The following is a 20572-nucleotide window of genomic DNA, read 5'->3' on the forward strand; positions in this document are numbered from 1 at the left end:
CTAGTTTTTCTCAGAGTGATGAGAATGGCAGTTTCCAGAAGAACAACTGTCTCCTTGTGAACAATGGGATTTTTTGCTGCAGCAGCGACAAAAGCTTAACAAGCAAATAATGCCAGCGATTCCAATGACAATATAGGTAATTTGGGTGGCAGGAGTAGAAATACCTCCACACAACTTGGCAATAATATTTAATTTATTATGAGTTATTCCTATAATTCCCACATTCAATGCGCCAAGAACAACAATAAGAGAGGATAATCCTCGAATAATTTTGCCTAGCATTGCTTTTCTCCTAAGTGATGTATGCTTAATTCCATCTTTTAATCTTTTTTGTAATTTAATAAACTTTTTTTTTCAAAAGACTTCTTTGCCGAAGAGTTTCTGTCTCGTTGACTTTTTGCATACAAAGGTTTAAGTTATTCAAGAAGTTTTTGAACTTGATAAAGCTCCTGGTTTTTATGATTACAAAAGGAGAGTTCAAAATAAAATGTCAACTTTCCAGGTGTAGATACACATCTTTTTCACTTCCCCTGAGAAAAAAGGACGTTTTCATAAGTTGCAATTTAGGATAATATTATGGAGCAATTTCATTTAGACAGGGAAGAAATTTTACTTTTGGCAAAAGCCTCAGCACTGAAACTCTCTGAAGAGCTTATACAGGAGTACCAGACTTCTTTAAGTGCTGTTATTGCTTCTATGAAAGAAGCGCTTTCCATAGACATTGAGGATGTAACTTCAGAACCTTTGCTAACCCATGTGGTGAGTCTTGAAGACTTAAGAGAAGATGCGGTTATTCCAGATTTTACTCGACAAGAATTCTTAAGTAACGTTCCAGAGTCTTTAGGGGGGCTAGTAAAAGTCCCCGCAGTTATCAAGTAAGGGGGCCCAAGAAGTCATGTACCGATATAGTGCTTTAGAGTTGGCAAAGGCCGTAACTTTAGGTGAACTTACAGCGACAGGAGTCACTCAGCATTTTTTCCATAGAATAGAAGAAGCCGAAGGACAAGTAGGCGCGTTTATATCTTTATGTAAGGAACGTGCTTTAGAACAAGCTGAGCTTATTGATATTAAGCGTGAACGTGGCGAATCTCTAGGGAAACTTGCAGGTGTTCCTATAGGAATTAAAGATAACATCCATGTTGTAGGGTTGAATACTACCTGTGCGTCTCGTATGTTAGAAAATTACCGAGCCTCATTCAATGCTACGGTTGTAGAAAGAATAGAAAAAGAAGACGGTATTATCTTAGGCAAACTCAATATGGATGAGTTTGCTATGGGATCAACAACACGCTACTCTGCTTTTCATCCTACCTATAATCCTTGGGATTTATCTCGTGTTCCTGGAGGCTCTTCTGGAGGCTCTGCTGCTGCAGTCTCTGCAAAATTTTGTCCTGTAGCCCTAGGATCAGATACAGGAGGGTCTATCCGTCAGCCTGCAGCATTTTGTGGCGTTGTTGGTTTTAAGCCTTCCTACGGAGCAGTTTCTCGTTACGGCTTAGTAGCTTTCGCCTCCTCCTTAGATCAAATTGGCCCTTTAGCCAATACTGTAGAAGACGTAGCTCTTATGATGGATGTTTGTGCAGGTAAAGATCCTAAAGATATGACATCAAGAGCTTTTTTTAAAGATTCTTTTGTCAGTAAGTTGTCAATGGAAGTCCCTAAGCTTATTGGAATTCCTAGAACATTTTTAGAGGGACTCCGTGACGATGTTAAAGAAAATTTTTTCTCTTCTTTAGCTGTTTTTGAGGATAAGGGTGCACATATTATAGATGTGGATTTGGATATTCTTAGTCATGCGGTATCTATATACTACATTTTAGCATCTGCAGAAGCAGCAACTAATTTAGCTAGATTTGATGGGATCCGTTATGGCTTTCGTTCTGTTGAGGCTCATACGATTAGTGATATTTATGAGTTGTCTCGGGCAGAAAGTTTTGGAAAAGAAGTGATGCGTAGGATTCTTTTAGGAAATTATGTTTTGTCTGCAGAGAGGCAAAATATTTATTATAAGAAAGCTACAGCGGTTCGCGCCAAGATTATAAAAGCCTTTAAAACAGTATTTGAAAAGTGTGAAATCTTAGCAATGCCTGTCTGTGCGACTCCTGCTTTTGCAATAGGAGAAATTTTAGATCCTATTACTTTATATTTACAGGATATCTACACCGTCGCTATGAATTTAGCATATCTTCCTGCCATGGCAGTTCCTTCTGGATTTTCTAAAGAAGGCTTGCCTCTAGGATTGCAAATCATTGGAGAGCAAGGTCAGGATCAGCAAGTGTGTCAGATAGGCTATAGTTTTCAAGAACATGCTCAGATTAAGCAATTATTTGCTGAGAGATATGCTCAAACTATAGTTCTAGGAGGTAAATAATGAGCGCTGTTTACGCAGACTGGGAATCTGTGATAGGACTTGAAGTTCATGTAGAATTAAATACAGTATCAAAATTATTTAGCCCTGCTTTAAACCGTTTTGGAGATGAGCCGAATACCAATATCTCTACTGTATGTACAGGATTGCCTGGGTCTTTACCTGTATTGAATAAAGCTGCTGTTCATAAAGCAGTACTTTTCGGCTGTGCAATTCAAGGAGAAATTTCTTTGTTTAGTCGTTTTGATAGAAAGTCATATTTCTATCCTGATAGTCCTAGAAATTTCCAAATAACACAATTTGAATATCCTATTGTCAGAGGAGGCCACGTTAAGGCTATTGTTCAAGGGAAAGAACGTTATTTCGAGTTGGCCCAAACTCATATAGAAGATGATGCTGGAATGTTAAAGCACTTTGGAGAGTTCGCTGGTGTCGACTACAATCGTGCAGGAGTTCCTCTGATTGAGATCGTCTCGAAGCCTTGTATGTTTTCTCCTGAAGATGCTGTTGCTTATGCAACTGCTTTAGTCTCGCTATTAGACTATATCGGGATCTCTGACTGTAACATGGAAGAAGGTTCTATCCGTTTTGATGTGAATATTTCTGTGCGTCCTAAAGGAGCTCAAGAACTTCGCAATAAGGTGGAAATCAAAAATATGAATTCATTTGCTTTTATGGCCCAAGCTTTAGAAGCAGAAAAACGACGTCAGGTTGATGAATATCTCGCAAATCCAAGTGAAGATCCTAAAGTTGTAATTCCTGCAGCTACTTACCGTTGGGATCCTGAGAAGAAAAAAACCATTTTAATGCGTCTTAAAGAGAGTGCTGAAGATTATAAGTATTTTCCTGAACCTGATTTACCGACCCTGCAGTTGACAGAGGCATATATTGAAGAGGTTCGCAAAACATTGCCCGAGCTTCCATATGATAAATATCATCGCTATATTAAAGATTACGGTCTGTCTGAAGATATTGCCGTTATTCTTATTAGTGATAAGTATACAGCCGCATTTTTTGAAGCTGCCTGTAAAGACTGTAAGAATTTCCGATCTTTATCCAACTGGATAACTGTAGAATTTGGAGGTCGGTGCAAAACTTTGGGGCTAAAACTACCCTCTTCAGGAATTTTCCCTCAGGGAGTAGCTCAGTTAGTTAATGCTATCGACCAAGGTATTGTCACAGGAAAGATTGCTAAAGAAATTGCTGATATCATGATAGAGTCACCAGGGAAAAATCCTAGTGAAATTCTTAAAGAGAATCCTGGCCTTCTTCCTATGGCGGATGAGTCCGCATTACAGGCAATCATTACTGAAGTGGTTCTCAAAAATCCTGAGTCTGTTATCGATTATAAGAATGGAAAAATCAAAGCTCTAGGATTTTTAGTCGGGCAGATTATGAAGTGTACAGAAGGAAAAGCTCCTCCTAAACGAGTTAATGAACTGTTGCTCCTAGAATTAGATAAAAACTAAAGTTCCTCAAAAATAAAAAAGCACGTATTTAGAATGCTCTGATACGTGCTTTTTATTTAAATCTTAGTTTCTTGCTTTTTAAAAAGGCAAGCAAGTCAAATGAGCTCCCTTATAGTCGCTTCCAGGTCTTGAACTTAAGAAGAATACAGATAAGCTCAATATCTTCGCTGCATATTTATTTTATTATTTTGAACTAACAATAAATTATTATAATCGACTTGCTTTCTTATCTTTGTTGAAGTATTTCTAAAAAATAGGCTTGTTTTTATTTTGGTGCTAGAAATGAGACGTATGCAATATAGATTGCCAGCAATTGTTGCTCTGATGGTGCTATCTATAACTTATACTTCATTGGGTGCTGCTGTACTTCCTTTAGGTCCTGAAAATAGTTTTAATGGAAACGGTAAGATTTCCTACTCTTATGATGTTCAACCTGATGATGTATACAACCTCGCAGGTGACGTCTCAATATCTAATGTGGATAATTCTTCAGTAAATAAAGCTTGTTTTGACGTCACTTCAGGAAGTATGACGTTTTTAGGAAATGAGCACAGACTATACTGTAGGAATATTAAATCAGGAACTACTTTAGAAGGAGTTGTACTTTCTTCTAAAGGTACTCAAGCAACAGTACGCTTTTCTGGATTTTCCTTATTATCATTTATTGAGAGTCCTAGCGATATAGGAGAGCAGGGATGTTTTTATGTGAAAAATGCTCTTATGCTCTTAAATAATAATTTAATCCGTTTTGAAAAAAATAGAAGTAAGACTAAAGGCGGTGCTATTAACGCTGGAAATGTCACTCTAGCGGGTAACTACAATTCTGTGATGTTCTATGACAATGAAGCGGTCTCTAGTGGTGGAGCTATTCATGCTTCAGGTTCTATACAAATTATGGTAAACCAGGGTGCGGTAAGTTTCTTACAAAATAATGCTAAGAACGGCTTGGGCGGGGCATTGTATTCTAATGGGGATATAGATATTTCTCAGAATACGCATGTTATATTTAGGGATAATCAGGCATTGACTACTGATATAGGTCAGGGGGGAGCAATATGCTGTCTTCCTCAATCAGGCAGCAGTGCCCCTGTTCCGGTTCTAACTTTATCTGGCAATAAAGGAGTCATTTTCGAAAGAAACAGGTCTATAATTGGAGGCGGAGCTATTTATGCTAGGAGATTGACTATCTCTTCAGGAGGACCTACTTTATTTATCAATAACATAGTTGATATGAATTCGACAAATCTAGGTGGAGCTATTACGATTGATTCTGGAGGAGAGTTGATACTAACAGCAGAGCAAGGGAATATTACCTTTCAAGGAAATCATACCAGCAATAATACTCTAAATGCTCTCCATCTTCGAAGTAATGCTAAATTCCTTAAGTTACAAGCAAGAGATGGATTTTCTGTAGAATTTTATGATCCTATTACTTCTGAAGCAGACGGATCGACTAATTTGAATATTAACGGAGATCCTAAAAATAAAGTATATACAGGGAGCATCCTCTTTTCTGGAGCCAAGAGTATATCAAAAGACATTAAGAATTTTCAATCTGTGATCCCACAGAATGTGAATCTTTCAGCAGGCTCATTAGTTCTTAAGGGAGGTGCAGATTTAACAGTCTCCAAGTTTACTCAATCTCCAGAATCACGCTTAATTATGGATTTAGGAACGAGACTTCAAGCCTCTAAAGAAGACATTACAATAACGAAACTCGCTATTAATATAGATACTTTGACTTCATCCTCAATACCAGCAGTTATAAAGGCAAATAAACAAATATCTATCACAAGTCCTATTGAACTTATCACAGCTGGTATTGTTTATGACAATGTTGGTATGAGAAATGATCAGAACTTCTCTTTACTTGTTTTAGAACCTGGAACTGGTGCCGCAGTCACTGTTCTTAACTCTATATCAGAGAATCCTCACTTTGGCTTTCAAGGGAGTTGGAAGTTAGCTTGGTCGGGAACAGGAAGGCAGGTCGGAGAACTTGCGTGGCATAAAACAGGATATCGTCCTAGCCCTGAAAAAGAAGGAAATTTAGTATCTAATATCTTGTGGGGGAATTTTATAGATATAAAATCATTAATGCACATCCAAGAAAGCTATGGGTGGAGCCTTCAGACAGATCGTAGTATTTGTATTGATGGGATCGGAAATTTCTTCCACTTATCTGCATCAGAGAAGAATAAAAGGTATCGTCATAACAGTGCTGGGTATGTTTTATCTATAAATAATGAGTTAACTCCTACGCATTATACTTCTTTAGCATTTTCTCAAATTTTCAGTAGGGATAAAGACTATGCGGTCTCTAAAAATGAATATAGAATGTATTTAGGATCTTATCTCTGTCAATACACAACATCTCTAAATACCATCTTCCATTATGTCGCACGTAGTCATAATCTGAAAGTTGGTATTCCGATAAGAAGGGTTCCTCAAAATCCTCCTCTGATCTTTCAATTTCTATGTACTTATGGACATGTCTGCAATCACATGAAAACAGACTATACAGATATTCCTATGGTGAGAAACAGCTGGAGGAACAATTGCTGTGCTATGAATTGTGGAGCAAGTATGCCGTTATTGCTATTTGAGAATGGTAGAGTTTTCCAAGCTGCAATACCGTTTATGAAGTTGCAATTAGTGTACGCTTATCAAAGATCTTTTAAAGAAACTATTACAAATGGTCGTAGGTTCAGCAGAGGTAGTTTGACATGTATTTCTCTTCCTCTAGGGGTGCGTTTTGAAAAACTTGCCCCCTCTGAAAATTTACTCTATGATTTTAGTTTCTCTTACGTTCCTGATCTTTTCCGCAATAATCCTTCATGCGAAGGTGGGTTAGTTATTAGTAGAGACTCCTGGCTGACATCAGCAACAAACTTATCAAAACATGCTTTTGTTGGTCGTGGAATGAGTCGTTACAATTTCAATGATTACACAGAATTCTTTTGTGAAGGGGGTGTAGAATGGCGACCTCATTCTCGCAATTATAATATAAATTGTGGGAGTAAGTTTCGTTTTTAGGTAAAAAGTGCTTCTTGAAAATGAAAGTAACATACTCTTTTTTGTCTGTTTCTAGATCTCCTCTAGAGGTGATCCCGTCTTCTCCGAATAAATTTTATATTTTACAAAACCCAAATGCTTTTCTAGTTTTTATCATACTCTCTGGGAGAAAATCCTTTAGAAGTTAAGCTCTGTCGGGTGAATTTAAAGTAAGTAATCTAAAAAATAGATTTTTTAATTTTATTGTCAATTCGCACGTAACCATTAAGTAATTAATGACTTGTTATGGATAAATCCCTTCTTTACCTTTTAATATACGTAAACTTTAAGAATTTTTTATTAAGGGGTTTTGTTTTAAGATCTTTGTGCAGTTTTTTATTAACACTTTGATTGAAATCAATGACATCAATATCACCTTCTATTTCTACAACCTCTTTGCAAAGGGATCATCATCGTCCAATTAGTAAACTTCGTATTCTTGGAATATCTCTATTAGCTTGTAGTATTATTTTGATTGCGGGTGGAATTGTGCTCTTTACTGTGCTAATTCCAGGGTTAAGCTCAATAATTTCCTTAGGAACAGGAATTGGATCCTGTGCTTTAGGAGGTATTTTATTTTGTTTGGGTTTGTTTTTAATCTTGAAAAAAGAAGCAGTGCCTTTAGTGCAAGATACCTTTGATGAGATAGTGGTTGAAGAAGGTGGTATCGTCGAAGAACAGCAGGTTGTGGAACAACAGGATATTGAACGGAAGCAGCAGGTTGAAACAACTATAGAAAGGCTGAATCAAGAGCTTAGTTCATTTGAAGGTTACATTCAATCTGTAGAGGTTGGTTTAGAGAAGATGAAGAGTTTTCCTTACAATGATGAAGGAGTGACTGAGAACACTAAACACAAATTAAAAATTCTAACGGCATCTTTAGAAGGAATTATTCCAGAGCTTGTGGATATCAGACGTATTCTTGAAGAAGAGGAGTTTCATGTTGTCTCTATGCATAAACACTTTCGGGCAATTGGTGAGAGTTTAGTTAACAGAGAAATTGTAGCACGGGATTATGACTTAGATAATTTAAAGGATATAACAGCTTGTTACCCTGATTGTCCTATAGGTGTACGGTTTATTAATTTTTTCCAGAAAACGATAACAAGGTTTATGAATTTGACAGAAGCTATTTTAGAGACTCTAGGTGTTGCTAAGATAAGAGACCATGGCGTAGCAAAGGAGATATTCGAAAAGAATTGTGTATTGCTAGAGAATACTGTTTATGGGAGTTTAGAAAAGAGCTATAGAAACCTAGGTCTAATGTCTGCAAAGATGCACCTGCTACATGAAAATTCTCTATTTCAATGGGAAGATAACAAGGAGATAATTGAGAAAAAGAAACAAGAGTTGACCGATATGTGTCTACATACTCATAGGAAGGTATTTTTTGGATTAAGTGATGATAATGTGGTCGATATAACTACGAATGTTCAAGATTGGAATTTATCTGACATTATTTCTAGAAATAAGCTGAGTGAAATGGAGAACAGTCAAGAATGGAATAAGAAGTTGGCTTTGAAAAATCAAGCCTTAGCATATACGAATGCTAAAATTAATTTAAAAAATCAAAAGGACTTAAAGCAGATTGAAAGTTCTTTTATCTCTTCTTGGGAACAGTTTCGAAGATCTGAATACGAAAAAGCAAAGAATAGATTAGAGGTCGTCAAAGGGTTCTATCCCGATATAGAGTCTATCCCAGAAGAACAAACTGAGTCTGAAGAGCGCTCTATCATTCTTCCACTGCGAAGCGATGTTATTAAATCAGCAAAGGAACTGGCTGGTGACTTTAAATCTCTTCAAGAGGATGCTTGGGAATCTCTTAAAGAGTTTGTCCGAAACCTTAGAAAGAATCAGTCACTACCAAGAATGACACTTGAGAAGAAGAGAGAAATTGACGATAAACTTAGGGATGCATCTAATTTTGTAGAAGCGACTTCTGCAAAGATAGAAACATTGGTCAAGTGTTTTAATAAAATAAATCCTATTTTTGAAGAAGAGGTAAGTAAAGTAGAAGTGCGAGATATCAGGGAGAGGCTAGATGTTTTGACATTAGAGTTAAAGGGAATTACTTCTCAGATTGAGAGTATAGAAAGTCTTATTGCTAAAGAGGAACTGCCCCTACTCCCTGTTAGACAAGCTTTAGAAAAAGCATATATTAAGAGCGATAGTTGTTCGAAGCTGATAATGGTAGCGAAGTCGTCTTTTGAAGGCGATATGAGATTCGAATCTATATATATTAGGTGGAATCATTTAGTTTCCAGATTACAAGAGATCGGCATAGCCGTTAAACAGGAAGCTGGAAGATTCTTAAATCTTGATCTTGATATTCTGGAGCAAAAATGTCTTCTTCAAGAAAGTAAAAAGAAACTAGAAGATGCAGGGCTAAAGTTTATACGAGAAACAGCTGTTGAAGCTACTTCTGATTTCCATTCTCTAACAAACAAATGGGAAGAGATGTTGGAATGTTTAAGCCCCTATTCTAAGCTGTACCTTAAGTATCACGAGGAAGAGAGAGCTCAGGCTGAAGCAAAGGTTCATAGGATGACAGAGAAATACCGAGCTTTCAAGATGGCTCTGGAGGCTATGAAATTTGATGAAGAAGCTCTACTGAGTCAAGAGATCTGTATTGAAGATGAGAGCAAACAACAAGAATCTGAAAAACAAGCCCTCCATTTAGCTTATTGTAAGTTCCGAGCTGCTCAATCTCGTTTAGCTAATTTAGAATCTGAGATAGTTGAGAGATCGACAGCTAAGAAATTTACAATGAAGAAATTTTGGCCTTCAAAGTGATCTTCTTAAAATCAAAGATTTTACCTATTTGTGATAATAAGGAACTAATGATTTGAGCATATAATTTAGAGGTCTTTTGAACGCGACTCTTTTCTTCTTGGATAATTGTCTGATGTCAATTTTAAGGATTTTCATTTTTAAGTAATATTCTTAACAAGCCTTTGCTAAGGTTTTCACTCATACGTGTCTTAAAGACATATTAATAGGAGGTGATTCTTTAGAGAGAATAGCTTCATTTAAATAGCAAATGCTTGCTTAGTAAGGGCGAAGTCAATCTTTACTTTTAAAGTGAATCTCTTGCCTTGTTTATCCTATTGATGTATTTGCTGAAGTCTTAAGACTTAAATTAAAAAATGTTTTGGTAATGAACGCTTCTTTTCCTAAGTTTATATTTTCTGCTTTTACTGTGCTTCCTCTTTCTATAAGTGCTGCTGAGATAATTTTGGATTCGAGTGCTAATTTCAATGGAAATGAAAATGGGAACTTTTCGATTTATGAGAGTCAGGCAGACGATGGAACGACATACCTGTTTAAGGGAAACATCAGTATACAAAACATTCCTGGGAAAGGAACAGCAATTATAAAGAGCTGTTTTACTAATACTAAGGGAGACTTGATCTTTATAGGAAATGGAAATTCCCTAGCTTTCAATACGGTAAATGCAGGTAATGTACCAGGTGCTGCTATTAGCAGCATTGTCGTAGACAAAACCACGACATTCTCAGGCTTTTCTCTACTTTCTTTTATTTCGACTCCTGGAGATGTAGTCAACAATGGTCAAGGAGCTTTTAGTATTACTAATAGTTTAGGTTTTGATAAAAATAACAGCTTACTCTTTAGCAAAAACTTTTCAACAGAAGATGGCGGTGCTATTAAGACAAAAACCCTTTTATTAAAAGGAACGACAATATCAGCACTATTTTCTAAAAACCAGTCTTTAAAGAAAGGTGGTGCGATTCATGCTCCTGAAGTTATTACAATTACTGGAAACGAAGGGGAAATTTCTTTTTCTGAAAATACCTCTAAAGATTCCGGAGCAGCAATTTTTACAGAATCAAGTGTTATTATTTCTGATAACGCTAAAGTCTCCTTTATTGGTAATAAGGTTACTGGGACGAGTTCCTCAACAATAGGGAGTATGTCCGGTGGAGCGATCTGCGCTTATAAAGCTAATACAGATACTCAGGTTACTTTAAGTGGAAATCGTACGTTGGTTTTTAGCAACAACATGTCAACTACAGCAGGAGGCGCTATCCATGTGAAAAAGCTAGAGCTCGCTACTGGAGGTCTTACGTTATTTAATGGTAATACCGTGAATGGAGGGACAACTCCTAAAGGAGGAGCAGTAGCTATTGAAAGTAGTGGAGAGTTAAGCTTATCTGCAGACCTTGGTGACATCGTCTTTTTAGGAAATACAGTCACTTCTACTAATCCTGTGACGAATAGGAATAGTATAGACTTAGGAACTAATGCAAAACTCACAGTTTTACGTGCTGCTTCGGGTCAGAGTATTTACTTTTATGATCCGATAACTGTAACAGGAACTACAGTACTTACGGATGTGTTAAAGATTAATGAGCCCCCTACTTCTTCTCCCTTCAAGTATATAGGCAACATTATATTTACGGGCGAACAGCTTTCAGAGAGCGAGCTTTTAGATACTAAGAATCTTACTTCACAACTTCTACAGCCCGTTACTCTTGTAGCAGGAACTCTGTCTTTGAAACAGGGAGCCATCCTGCAAACACAGGCATTTACCCAGGAACCTGATTCTCGCCTCGAGATGGATATGGGAACTTCCCTAGAGGCTTTCGATACGAGTACTATAGATAATTTAATCCTTAACATCAGTTCTATAGATGGCTCAAAGCAGGCAAAAATTGAAACCAAAGGTGCAACCAAGAATTTGACTTTGTCGGGAGCCATTACTTTATGGGATGCGAGTGGAAACTTTTATGAAAATCATAGCCTACGTAATTCTCAGGCATATACAATTTTAGATCTTAAAGCTTCAGGAACTGTCACACACACTGGAGTAGCTCCAGAGCCTGTAATGGCTGAAAAGTTTCATTATGGTTATCAAGGAACTTGGGGACAGATTTCTTGGAGTGTGGGAAGCCCATCTACAGCTACCTTTAATTGGACAAAAACAGGATATATTCCTAATCCCGAACGTGTCGGCTCTTTAGTTCCTAACAGCTTATGGAATGCGTTTATAGATATCAGCTCGCTTCACCATCTTGTAGAAACCGCAACAGATGGGATGCAGGGATCACGTGTCGTTTGGGCTGCAGGGCTATCGAATTTTTTTCATAAAGATAGTACAAAAACGCAACGTGGTTTTCGCCATTTGAGTGGGGGCTATGTTTTGGGAGGACACTTCCAAACCTGTTCAGATAAGATTTTCAGTGGTGCTTTTTGTCAGCTTTTTGGAAGGGATAGGGATTATCTTGTAACTAAGAATCAAGGTACAGTCTACGGGGGAACTCTCTACTACCAACATAACGAAACTTATATTTCCTTATCTTCTAACCAAGAGTCATGCTTATTCTCTTATCTTCCTAAAGAGCTTCCTCTTCTCTTTTCAGGATCCCTGAGCTATACCCATACTGATAATGATCTGAAGACCAAGTACACAGCATATCCTACTGTTATGGGGGATTGGGGAAATGATAGTTTTGCTATCGAACTAAGCGGAAGAGCCCCTATATCTTTGAACAACAATGCTCTGTTCGAGCAGTATATGCCTTTTATCAAACTACAATTTATCTATGCTCACCAAGAAAGCTTTAAGGAACAGGGATCAGAAGCTCGTCAATTTGGAAGTAGTAGTCTTACCAATCTTGCTTTACCTATCGGGATAAGAGTTGACAAGGAGTCCGACACCCAGGAGGCTACCTACAATCTAACGATCGGCTATATTATAGATCTTATTCGCAGTAACCCTAACTGCACGACAACACTACTTATTAGTGGGGACTCTTGGGAAACCCTCGGGACGAACTTGGCTAGGCAAGCTTTAGTTCTTCGTGCAGGGAACCACTATTCTTTTAATTCGGATTTCGAAGCTTTTAGCCAATTTTCTTTTGAACTGCGAGGATCATCTCGAAACTACAACATAGATTTTGGAGCAAAATATCGATTTTAATTGATTTATAAGTAATTGTCAAAAGAAGATTTAGCTTTTTAAGCTTCTTTTTTCTTGTCGCCATATACATTTTACTTTGAACAAAGGCTACCTACACACTTTTCTTTGTGTTAAGAAAAATAAGGCTGAACAAATCTATTGGAAGAAATATTGTTTTTAATATTGCCTCCTTTTTCCTATTTATGTAGCGTTTGGGATTTTAAATAGAACGAGGGTTTCACATGAAATCGTCTTTTTCCTTTTTATTAATATCTTCATCTCTAACTTTGCCTCTCTTGATGAGTTTACCCGTACATGCTGCGGATCTCATCTTAGGTAGCAGTGACAGCTATAACGGTAATATAAATACCGAGGAATTTACTCCTAAAAGCGCAACCTCAGATGCTAATGGAACTACATACAATCTCAGTAGTGATGTTTCGATTAGTGAAGCAGGGAATAAGACTTCCTTAACAACAAGTTGTTTTTCCAATACGGCAGGTAATCTTATCTTCGCAGGACATGGGTTTTCCTTTAACTTTAATAATATCGTCTCAAGTGCTGAAGGAACTGTGGTTAGCAATACAGCAGCTGCAGAAGTTACGAAATTTTTAGATATTTCCAACCTTCGTGTGACTGGCTGTCCGAGACAAACAGGTAAAGGCGCTATTAAAATTGTGAATAATTTGGTGTTTGATGGTAATGCAAGTATCTCATTTACTGAGAATGTCTCATCTGAAAATGGGGGAGCGATTACTACGAAAGACCTATCTTTAATAGGAAGTTCTAAATTTGTATCTTTTCTTTCTAATAACTCTTCAAAACAAGGAGGAGCAATCTACGCTTCTGGGACTGCTAGTATTTCTAACAATCTAGGAGTATTGAGTTTTGCTCATAATACTGCAACCACATCAGGAGGAGCAATTGCTGTAGAAGGGAATCTTGCAATTACTAATAACCAACATATCTTTTTTGATAGTTGTATAGCAACGACCGAAGGAGGAGCTATTTATTGTAGTAAGTCAGGAACTAGCCCTACGTTGAATTTTTCTGGCAACGAAAGTCTCCAATTTCTTAATAACACAGCAAAGACTAGTGGAGGAGCTATCTATACCGATAAATTGGTATTATCCTCAGGAAGGGGAGGAATATTCTTTTCTAAAAATACCTGCGTAAATGCTTCTCCTAAGGGAGGCGCTATTGCAATTAAAGATTCTGGAGAGATTAGTATCTCAGCAGATCTTGGAGATATTACCTTCCAAGGCAATACTACAAGTACTACAGCCAATCCTGCAAGTGTAACTAGAAATGCTATAAATCTGGGATCTGGGGCGAAGTTTTTAGCCCTCCGTGCTACTAAGGGCAACAAAATTTTCTTTTACGATCCTATAACCACTTCGGGAAATGTTGCTGACAAGTTGTCTTTGAATAAAGCAGATGCAAGTTCTGGAAATACTTATGAAGGACTTATCATCTTTTCAGGAGAAAAACTTTCAACAGAGGAAATTAAGAAAATAGAAAATCTTAAGTCTGTATTTGTACAGCCTCTGGAGATTGCTTCGGGTGCTTTAATATTGCAAAAGGGAGTAACCCTCGTTGCAAACACTATAACTCAAGTAGAGGGATCTAAAGTAGTTATGGATGGGGGAACCTCCTTGGAGGCAAATACTGAGGGAGTCACTCTGAACGGCTTAGCCATTAATATAGATTCATTAGATGGTGCTAACAAAGCTATTATTAAGGCATCTGCTCCCAATAAGAACGTCGTATTATCCGGGCCTATTATGCTGGTCGATGTTCAGGGAAACTTTTATGAACATCATAATCTAAGTAAAGAACAAAACTTTCCGTTAGTAGAGCTTTCTGCTCAGGGAGATATTAATACTGCTGATATCCCTGATGTTCCTACTTTAAGTGCAACAACCCATTATGGTTATCAAGGCAACTGGCATATTGCTTGGGTCGAAGATACAACTGCGAAAACTAAAAATGCTACTTTAAGTTGGAAGAAAACAGGATATAAACCTAATCCGGAAAGACAGGGTCCTCTAGTTCCCAATAGTCTATGGGGCTCTTTTATAGATATTCGTTCGCTTCAGAGTCTTATGGAAAGAAGTACAGGTTCACTATCTTCTCCAACGAGTTTATGGATATCTGGGATAGCAAATTTTTTGCATGAAGATAAAAAAGGAAACCAGAGGGGTTATCGTCATTCTAGCGCAGGCTATGCATTAGGAGCAGGATTTGCCTCTCCTTTTGATAATTTCTTCAACTTTAGCTTCTGTCAGCTCTTTGGCTATGATAAGGACCATTTAGTAGCTAAGAATCACACACATGTTTACGGAGGAGCTTTGGGTTATCAACATCTTGGGGAGTCCAAAACTCTTGCTAAGGTTTTCTCAGGAAATGCTAGCTATCTACCTTTTGTTTTTAGTGCTCATTTTGCTTATGGCCATACCGATAATAATATGAAAACAAATTATACTGCGTACCCTACGGTCAAGGGAAGCTGGGGAAATGATGCCTTTGATATAAAAATTGGAGGCGCTATTCCTATCGCTACTTCAGGAGGTAGATCTTGGATCGATAGTTATACTCCTTTTGTGAATCTAGAGGTTGTTTACGCACACCAAAAAGATTTTAAAGAAAACGGAACAGAGGGTCGTTTTTTCCAAAGTGAAGAGCTCTTCAACCTAGCTTTGCCATTGGGAATAAAATTTGAGAAAGTTGCCGATAAGATGACCTATGATCTTTCATTAACTTATGTTCCAGATCTTATCCGTAGTGATCCTGATTGTACTACAACTCTTGTTATCTCTGGGGATTCTTGGTCGACTTGTGCAACGAGTTTGTCTAGGCAAGCCCTCCTTTTGGGTGCTGGTAATCACTACAGGTTTGCTTCAAATTTCGAACTATTCAGTCAGTGCGAATTTGAATTAAGAGGATCTTCTCGTAGCTATAATATCGATTTTGGAGGAAAATTTGTATTTTAATCATCCAATTCAAAACCCCTAGAAAATAATATACTAAGGCTCTATGTATAAAGTTATTTAGGGCCTTTTCTTCACCTTCGTTATTATATTTCAGCTCTATTATTAGGTCATTTTGATGCTTATATAGAGGCACCTTACTGAGGTGATCTTTATTTTGTCTTTTGCTTATTGGGCAGTAGGCATATTCTTTTTTAAGTTGCAGCTGATCAATAATTTAGACTCTTGTGACTGTAATGAGTGTCTTCAGTATTCTGGATAGCTACTTCTCAGACTTTTCGAGATAGAAAAGCCTTTTCTTTATAGCCTTTATTAGAAAAATAGCTTTTTCTTTAAATACATTGGATTCTTAAGAAGCTTTCAACAGAGCTATGCTTTAGCATAAGGAAGAAAGTTTTTTTGTTTGTCTAGTTTTAGAAAGAAGAAAAAGCGGGTATCTGCTTCCCGGTGTTCATACACTCCATAGAGCTGCCAGTGTTCGAAGATTTTTGTTCCTAAGATCATCTGATACTCTAAATAGTTTGGAGTGTTTTGGCGATGCCACCCATAACGTAGTGATAAGCGGTAATTCCAGCAAGGATGAGGTCGTACAAATAGTTTCCCTAAGATAAGGTTTCTACGATCTGATAAAGGAGAATTTAATAATTGATCAATGGGGCGGCTAACATCTAAAATAAAATTTTCCCGATCACATTTAATAAGACTATATTTGCTCCTATGTAGAGCTTCTAAAGTCATAGCAATATTATCGCTCCCAATCCATTCCCAACGTAGATTCATATGATCCCAGCAGTGTTTTTTCCATATCCATTCAGCATTTATTAAAAACGTATTTTTCTTTCCTAAAGGTAGAGATAGTTCGCATAATGTTTTAGGAAAGGTAGCTCTACTTTGGGCATTATTTAAGATATGAGTTGTTGATAATTTAGCATGTATTTTAGGGAATGAAGTGTTGATTTTACTCAGTACAGACGTATCTATACCTGCTTTTAAAAGATTTAAAGCGTGGAAAGCATCTTGGATAGAAAAAATATAATGCTCTTCATTTTTGGCTAAAGGGCTACTTTCCATAATGAAAGTAATAAAGGGCTCAATAATATGGCGTCTTTGTATATAGGTCTTATGTAATAGAAATCGGTAATCAAGTTGTAGCTTCCCAGAGAGTTGAGTATGGTGAGGAGAGAGCTCAGGAACATCACTATAATAAATGAGAGAGCTCGTAAGTGTAGATGAAAGAGTCCCTATGGGTAGGGAAATGGCTTTCTGTAGTTTAGGGCGTAGAGCAAAACGTAAAGAGGAAAAATTATTCCCAGCGATATTATCACTAAAAGCAAAGTTTAGATACCCACATTCTAAAACGTTTTCGAGGTAAATTCCTGTTTTATAGATGGAGATAGGATATTGCCTTAACGTTAAGTAGGGAAGCTCTTGGTTTGCGTTTTGAAAGGAGTTTACCTTAACAGAGGAGGTTAGATAACCTTCGAAATAGTTGTCATTCCAAGTGCAATCAACACGTGTGGGTCCTGTATTTTTTAACATGAAATTGTTAGGAAAGATATCAGCAATGGTTTCCCAACTATCGCTGAGGTGGTATTCTCCAGAAAAATTTACATGCTTATGAGTGAAATGGAAATCCCCATGTAAGCGATAGCGATCATGGGCTTCTGCCATGTCAATAGCAAGGCGATGAGCGTAATAGCTTTTTATATTGAAAACATTCTCAGGGGCTTGCTTTTGAGAACAGTGCATGTTGAATCCCATTCCTACACCATGCTTGAAAAAGCTGTCTAAAAAAAATGTTGAGGAAAAATGCCTTTTAGCAATGGGCGAGTAGCTAATTCCTAAATAAGATCCCAAAAAACCACCTGTTCCCCCACGAAAGTTTATGGGAGGCTTTGGAATTTCCATAGGCATAATAGAAAATGGAGGCAAGAAGAGTATCGGAATACGATATAACCTTAATGTAGTCTTTCCTATTGAAAGAAGACTATCCGAGGAATATTCAAGGTAATCTCCAGAAAGGCAAAGATCTTTCTTGGGACCTTCAGATGTCGAGATGTATCCCTTCCGGATGACTATTGTTTCTGGCGTGAGGGTGATCATAGATCCGCCTAAAAACCAAGGATACATGGCGAATCGTCCGTTAGTAAGAAGACAAGAGTCTGTATCTTCATAGTACTCTAGATAGTCGCAAACTAGAGTTTTAGCTCTATAGTTTACCATGACGTTACCATGAGCTACAAGCTTCAAGCCTTGTCCACCTACATTTTCTACATATACTTTATTAGCTTGTATACGCAAATTATTATGGATGTTCAGCACACCATCTTCGATTGTAACTATCCCAGAAACGCTTTTAAAGTGGTTTAGATAGGAATTTTTCTTTTTCACAGCCTCTTGGTGAGTCAAGGCATTAGCTGAAGGACATATGAAGATTAAGAAAACTAAGAGTATGTAGTAATGTTTCATAAAAATAGCTTGATTTATTCCACAATTTTTATGAGCAAGCCTGCAAGGATCGGCAAGTTTTTCGCATCTACTTTCGCCATGAGTTGTATTAATAAACAAATATCTTCAGGAGACTTAGAGATAACTAATGTTTCTAGAATATCCAACATAAGTTTCGTACGGTTTTCTGGAGTAATATGATAGCGCAAATATGGCATGGTAGGATGAGGTCTTTCGTTTTCGGTGTCCACAAATAATAACGTTTCTTGAATTAAGTTCTGGGCATAACGATGAAGGGATCGTTTTTTCTCAGGATCCTTTGTAAGATTATAAATTGCGAGATCTGCATAAGCACGGATGATAGGCTCTCCAGGAAGCTTCGCGGCTTGAAAAAGTAAATCCAAAGCTTCTTGACTTGAGGTATGACTTAAAAAGGAAATTGCTATAGCAGCAAGATGAGTTTTCTGACTCCCCAGAAGCTTATAAATACAAGGAAGGTAAGCTTTTTTTGGTAAACGGAAGAGACACATTAAAATTTGCTCTTCGATAACCCGAGCTGTAGAAAGCAACTTTGCTCTCTCGTGCGGATCTTGAGGTAAAATCATACTAACCCGTTTCCAACTTTGCAAAGCATGCCCTTTAGAAAAACTCATAGCGAGAGTTTCATTGTAATGTGGTTGGACTAACCAATCCGAAATATATTCAAGTAGTTCGGGAGAATCATATCCTAACTCTAAAAGAGCTAAAGCTACATTGAATTTGGCTTCGCTATTTTTAGTTTTGAGGAAGATTGGAAGGGCAATAGGGATCCCTATTTCCGGAGTTAGGTGTCTTAAGGTATATAGAGCTCGCGGCCGTTCTTCGAGGACCTGTTTTTTTATAGTCGGCAGTGCGTCATCTTCTTTCCCTAAGGCAATTAAAGCTTGGGCTGCAGCTAAAGCTACATCGACGTCTGGCTTTTGTAATTGCTTTTTTATATCGTAATAACTTTGACCATCTTTGAGTTTCCCTAAAGCATAAAGAACAGCCTCTTGATCTTGAGGAGAAGTACTTGTTAGCAAATTTCTTAGTGTGGGAAGGAAACGTTTTTGTTGATACTCTCCGATTTGTATTGCTGTTGCACTACGAATAGAGCTTTTTTTAGCAGCTAGAAGTTCTCGAATATAAGTATCTGATTCCTCCGTTTCCAAACATAGGAATATAGCTGCAGATAAACATTGGATCTCTTCAGGAAGCTTATAAATAAAAGAATACAGATGATCGATTACCTTAGTGTTTTTCAGATTAGCAAGCTTGTAAGCAGCTTCTAGGCGGATTATCGGATAAGGGGATGCTAAAGCCTTAAAGAGTAATTGATCAGAGGCTGTGCCAAGATATGCTGACACCGCAGATAACACAAGTAGTTGTTGTAGAGGATCGGTAGTCTCCATAGCTTGGGAAAGAACGTCAAAGCCTTCTGAAGATCCTGCAAGTCCTGCGCCGATGATAGCGCTTTTCCTAGTCTGGGGATCTGAAGAGCGTATGCCTTCTTTCAGACAATCTTCTCCAATTTTTCTTAAAACAAAGAAATCATGATCTACATAGGTGTCTAAAGCTTGAAGGTAAATGTTTAATGCTTGCTGTACAGATTGTGTGCTTATATATAGAATTTTATGGCTTATAGACTCAGGAAACTTTGCTAGAAGAGACAGAGGGAGGCTAGAAAACAAAAGTCCAAGGAGAGTTAGGCGGAATAGTCCCATAAATCAATGTTAAACTCCTCTAGCAAGTATTTCAGTGTTTGGATAGGGAGACCTTGAATATTGTAAAAACATCCATGGATCTTCTTGAAAATCAAACCCCCACCGTTACAGAGATCATAGGCGCCGCAATTACTCAAGGTTCCAACAGTTTCTATATAAGACTCTAGACGATGATCAGGAATCATGGTCAATGAGACTTCAGAACTTTCAGATCCCTTCAGGAGTTTCTTATTATGCAATACAACAAGGCTAGTGATCACTGTGTGTGTTTGATTTCGTAAAGTCTTTAGCATATCGATAGCTTCTACCTTGTCTTGAGGCTTATTAAAAATATGACCCTCGTAAACAACAATAGTATCAGCTGTGATAATGATACAGTCAGAATCAGAACTAAGCGCGGAAACAGCGTATGCTTTTTGTGTCGCAAGTTTTTGCGTATAGGCAATAGGGTCTCCACAGAAAGCTACCTTCCGTTCGTCAAAATTTGGAGAAACCACAGTAAAAGGAAATCGAAAATCTTCTAAAATAGCTTTTCTTCTTCTTGAAGAAGATCCTAAAACTAAAGGGAGCAACATAGAATAAGA

At 37.5% G+C, this 20572-nt stretch carries 11 protein-coding genes; 7 read left to right on the forward strand and 4 right to left on the reverse strand.

What is annotated here, in order from left to right; translation table 11 throughout:
• On the reverse strand, nucleotides 1–282 hold the full coding sequence (locus tag C834KP_RS00005; protein ID WP_108896187.1) for a DUF378 domain-containing protein: 282 nt from the start codon (nucleotides 280–282) through the stop codon (nucleotides 1–3).
• 294 nt (nucleotides 283–576) lie between these two features.
• Here C834KP_RS00005 and gatC point away from each other — a divergent pair, with 294 nt between their 5' ends.
• The 7 genes from gatC to C834KP_RS00040 all read left to right on the forward strand — a co-directional run bounded on the left by gatC (nucleotide 577) and on the right by C834KP_RS00040 (nucleotide 15801).
• Complete coding sequence (gene gatC / locus C834KP_RS00010) at nucleotides 577–879, forward strand: Asp-tRNA(Asn)/Glu-tRNA(Gln) amidotransferase subunit GatC (protein ID WP_108896188.1); 303 nt, start codon at nucleotides 577–579, stop codon at nucleotides 877–879.
• A gap of 16 nt (nucleotides 880–895) precedes the next feature.
• Nucleotides 896–2371: an Asp-tRNA(Asn)/Glu-tRNA(Gln) amidotransferase subunit GatA gene (gene gatA, locus C834KP_RS00015; RefSeq protein WP_108896189.1), complete on the forward strand. Its 1476-nt coding sequence runs from the start codon at nucleotides 896–898 to the stop codon at nucleotides 2369–2371.
• A complete protein-coding gene (gene gatB, locus C834KP_RS00020; RefSeq protein WP_108896190.1) occupies nucleotides 2371–3837 on the forward strand; it encodes an Asp-tRNA(Asn)/Glu-tRNA(Gln) amidotransferase subunit GatB in 1467 nt (488 codons plus the stop codon). The genes gatA and gatB overlap by 1 nt, the downstream gene beginning before the upstream one ends.
• A 282-nt stretch (nucleotides 3838–4119) precedes the next feature.
• On the forward strand, nucleotides 4120–6870 hold the full coding sequence (locus C834KP_RS00025) for a polymorphic outer membrane protein middle domain-containing protein (RefSeq protein ID WP_108897103.1): 2751 nt from the start codon (nucleotides 4120–4122) through the stop codon (nucleotides 6868–6870).
• Between the two features lie 378 nt (nucleotides 6871–7248).
• Nucleotides 7249–9681 carry a DUF1978 domain-containing protein gene (locus C834KP_RS00030; protein WP_108896191.1) on the forward strand — a complete coding sequence of 811 codons (2433 nt, stop codon included), beginning with the start codon at nucleotides 7249–7251 and terminating at the stop codon, nucleotides 9679–9681.
• A 364-nt stretch (nucleotides 9682–10045) separates the two neighbouring features.
• The gene (locus C834KP_RS00035) at nucleotides 10046–12829 is read left to right on the forward strand and encodes an autotransporter domain-containing protein (protein ID WP_108896192.1); all 2784 of its coding nucleotides are present in this window, start codon (nucleotides 10046–10048) and stop codon (nucleotides 12827–12829) included.
• 221 nt (nucleotides 12830–13050) lie between these two features.
• Nucleotides 13051–15801, forward strand: a complete 2751-nt coding sequence (locus C834KP_RS00040) for a polymorphic outer membrane protein middle domain-containing protein (protein WP_108896193.1) — start codon at nucleotides 13051–13053, stop codon at nucleotides 15799–15801.
• Between the two features lie 366 nt (nucleotides 15802–16167).
• Here C834KP_RS00040 and C834KP_RS00045 read toward each other — a convergent pair whose 3' ends face one another.
• From C834KP_RS00045 to C834KP_RS00055, 3 genes are read right to left on the reverse strand one after another with little or no spacing between them, the layout of a single operon-like run.
• On the reverse strand, nucleotides 16168–18267 hold the full coding sequence (locus C834KP_RS00045; RefSeq protein ID WP_108896194.1) for a CT351 family outer membrane beta-barrel protein: 2100 nt from the start codon (nucleotides 18265–18267) through the stop codon (nucleotides 16168–16170).
• Between the two features lie 14 nt (nucleotides 18268–18281).
• On the reverse strand, nucleotides 18282–19988 hold the full coding sequence (locus C834KP_RS00050) for a HEAT repeat domain-containing protein (protein WP_108896195.1): 1707 nt from the start codon (nucleotides 19986–19988) through the stop codon (nucleotides 18282–18284).
• Nucleotides 19970–20563, reverse strand: coding sequence for a Maf family nucleotide pyrophosphatase (locus tag C834KP_RS00055; RefSeq protein WP_108896196.1), 594 nt, complete (start codon nucleotides 20561–20563; stop codon nucleotides 19970–19972). The genes C834KP_RS00050 and C834KP_RS00055 overlap by 19 nt, the downstream gene beginning before the upstream one ends.
• Nucleotides 20564–20572: the final 9 nt, after the last annotated feature.

The sequence above is a fragment of the Chlamydia serpentis genome (genome assembly GCF_900239945.1).
In the GTDB taxonomy this organism is placed as follows: domain Bacteria; phylum Chlamydiota; class Chlamydiia; order Chlamydiales; family Chlamydiaceae; genus Chlamydia; species Chlamydia serpentis.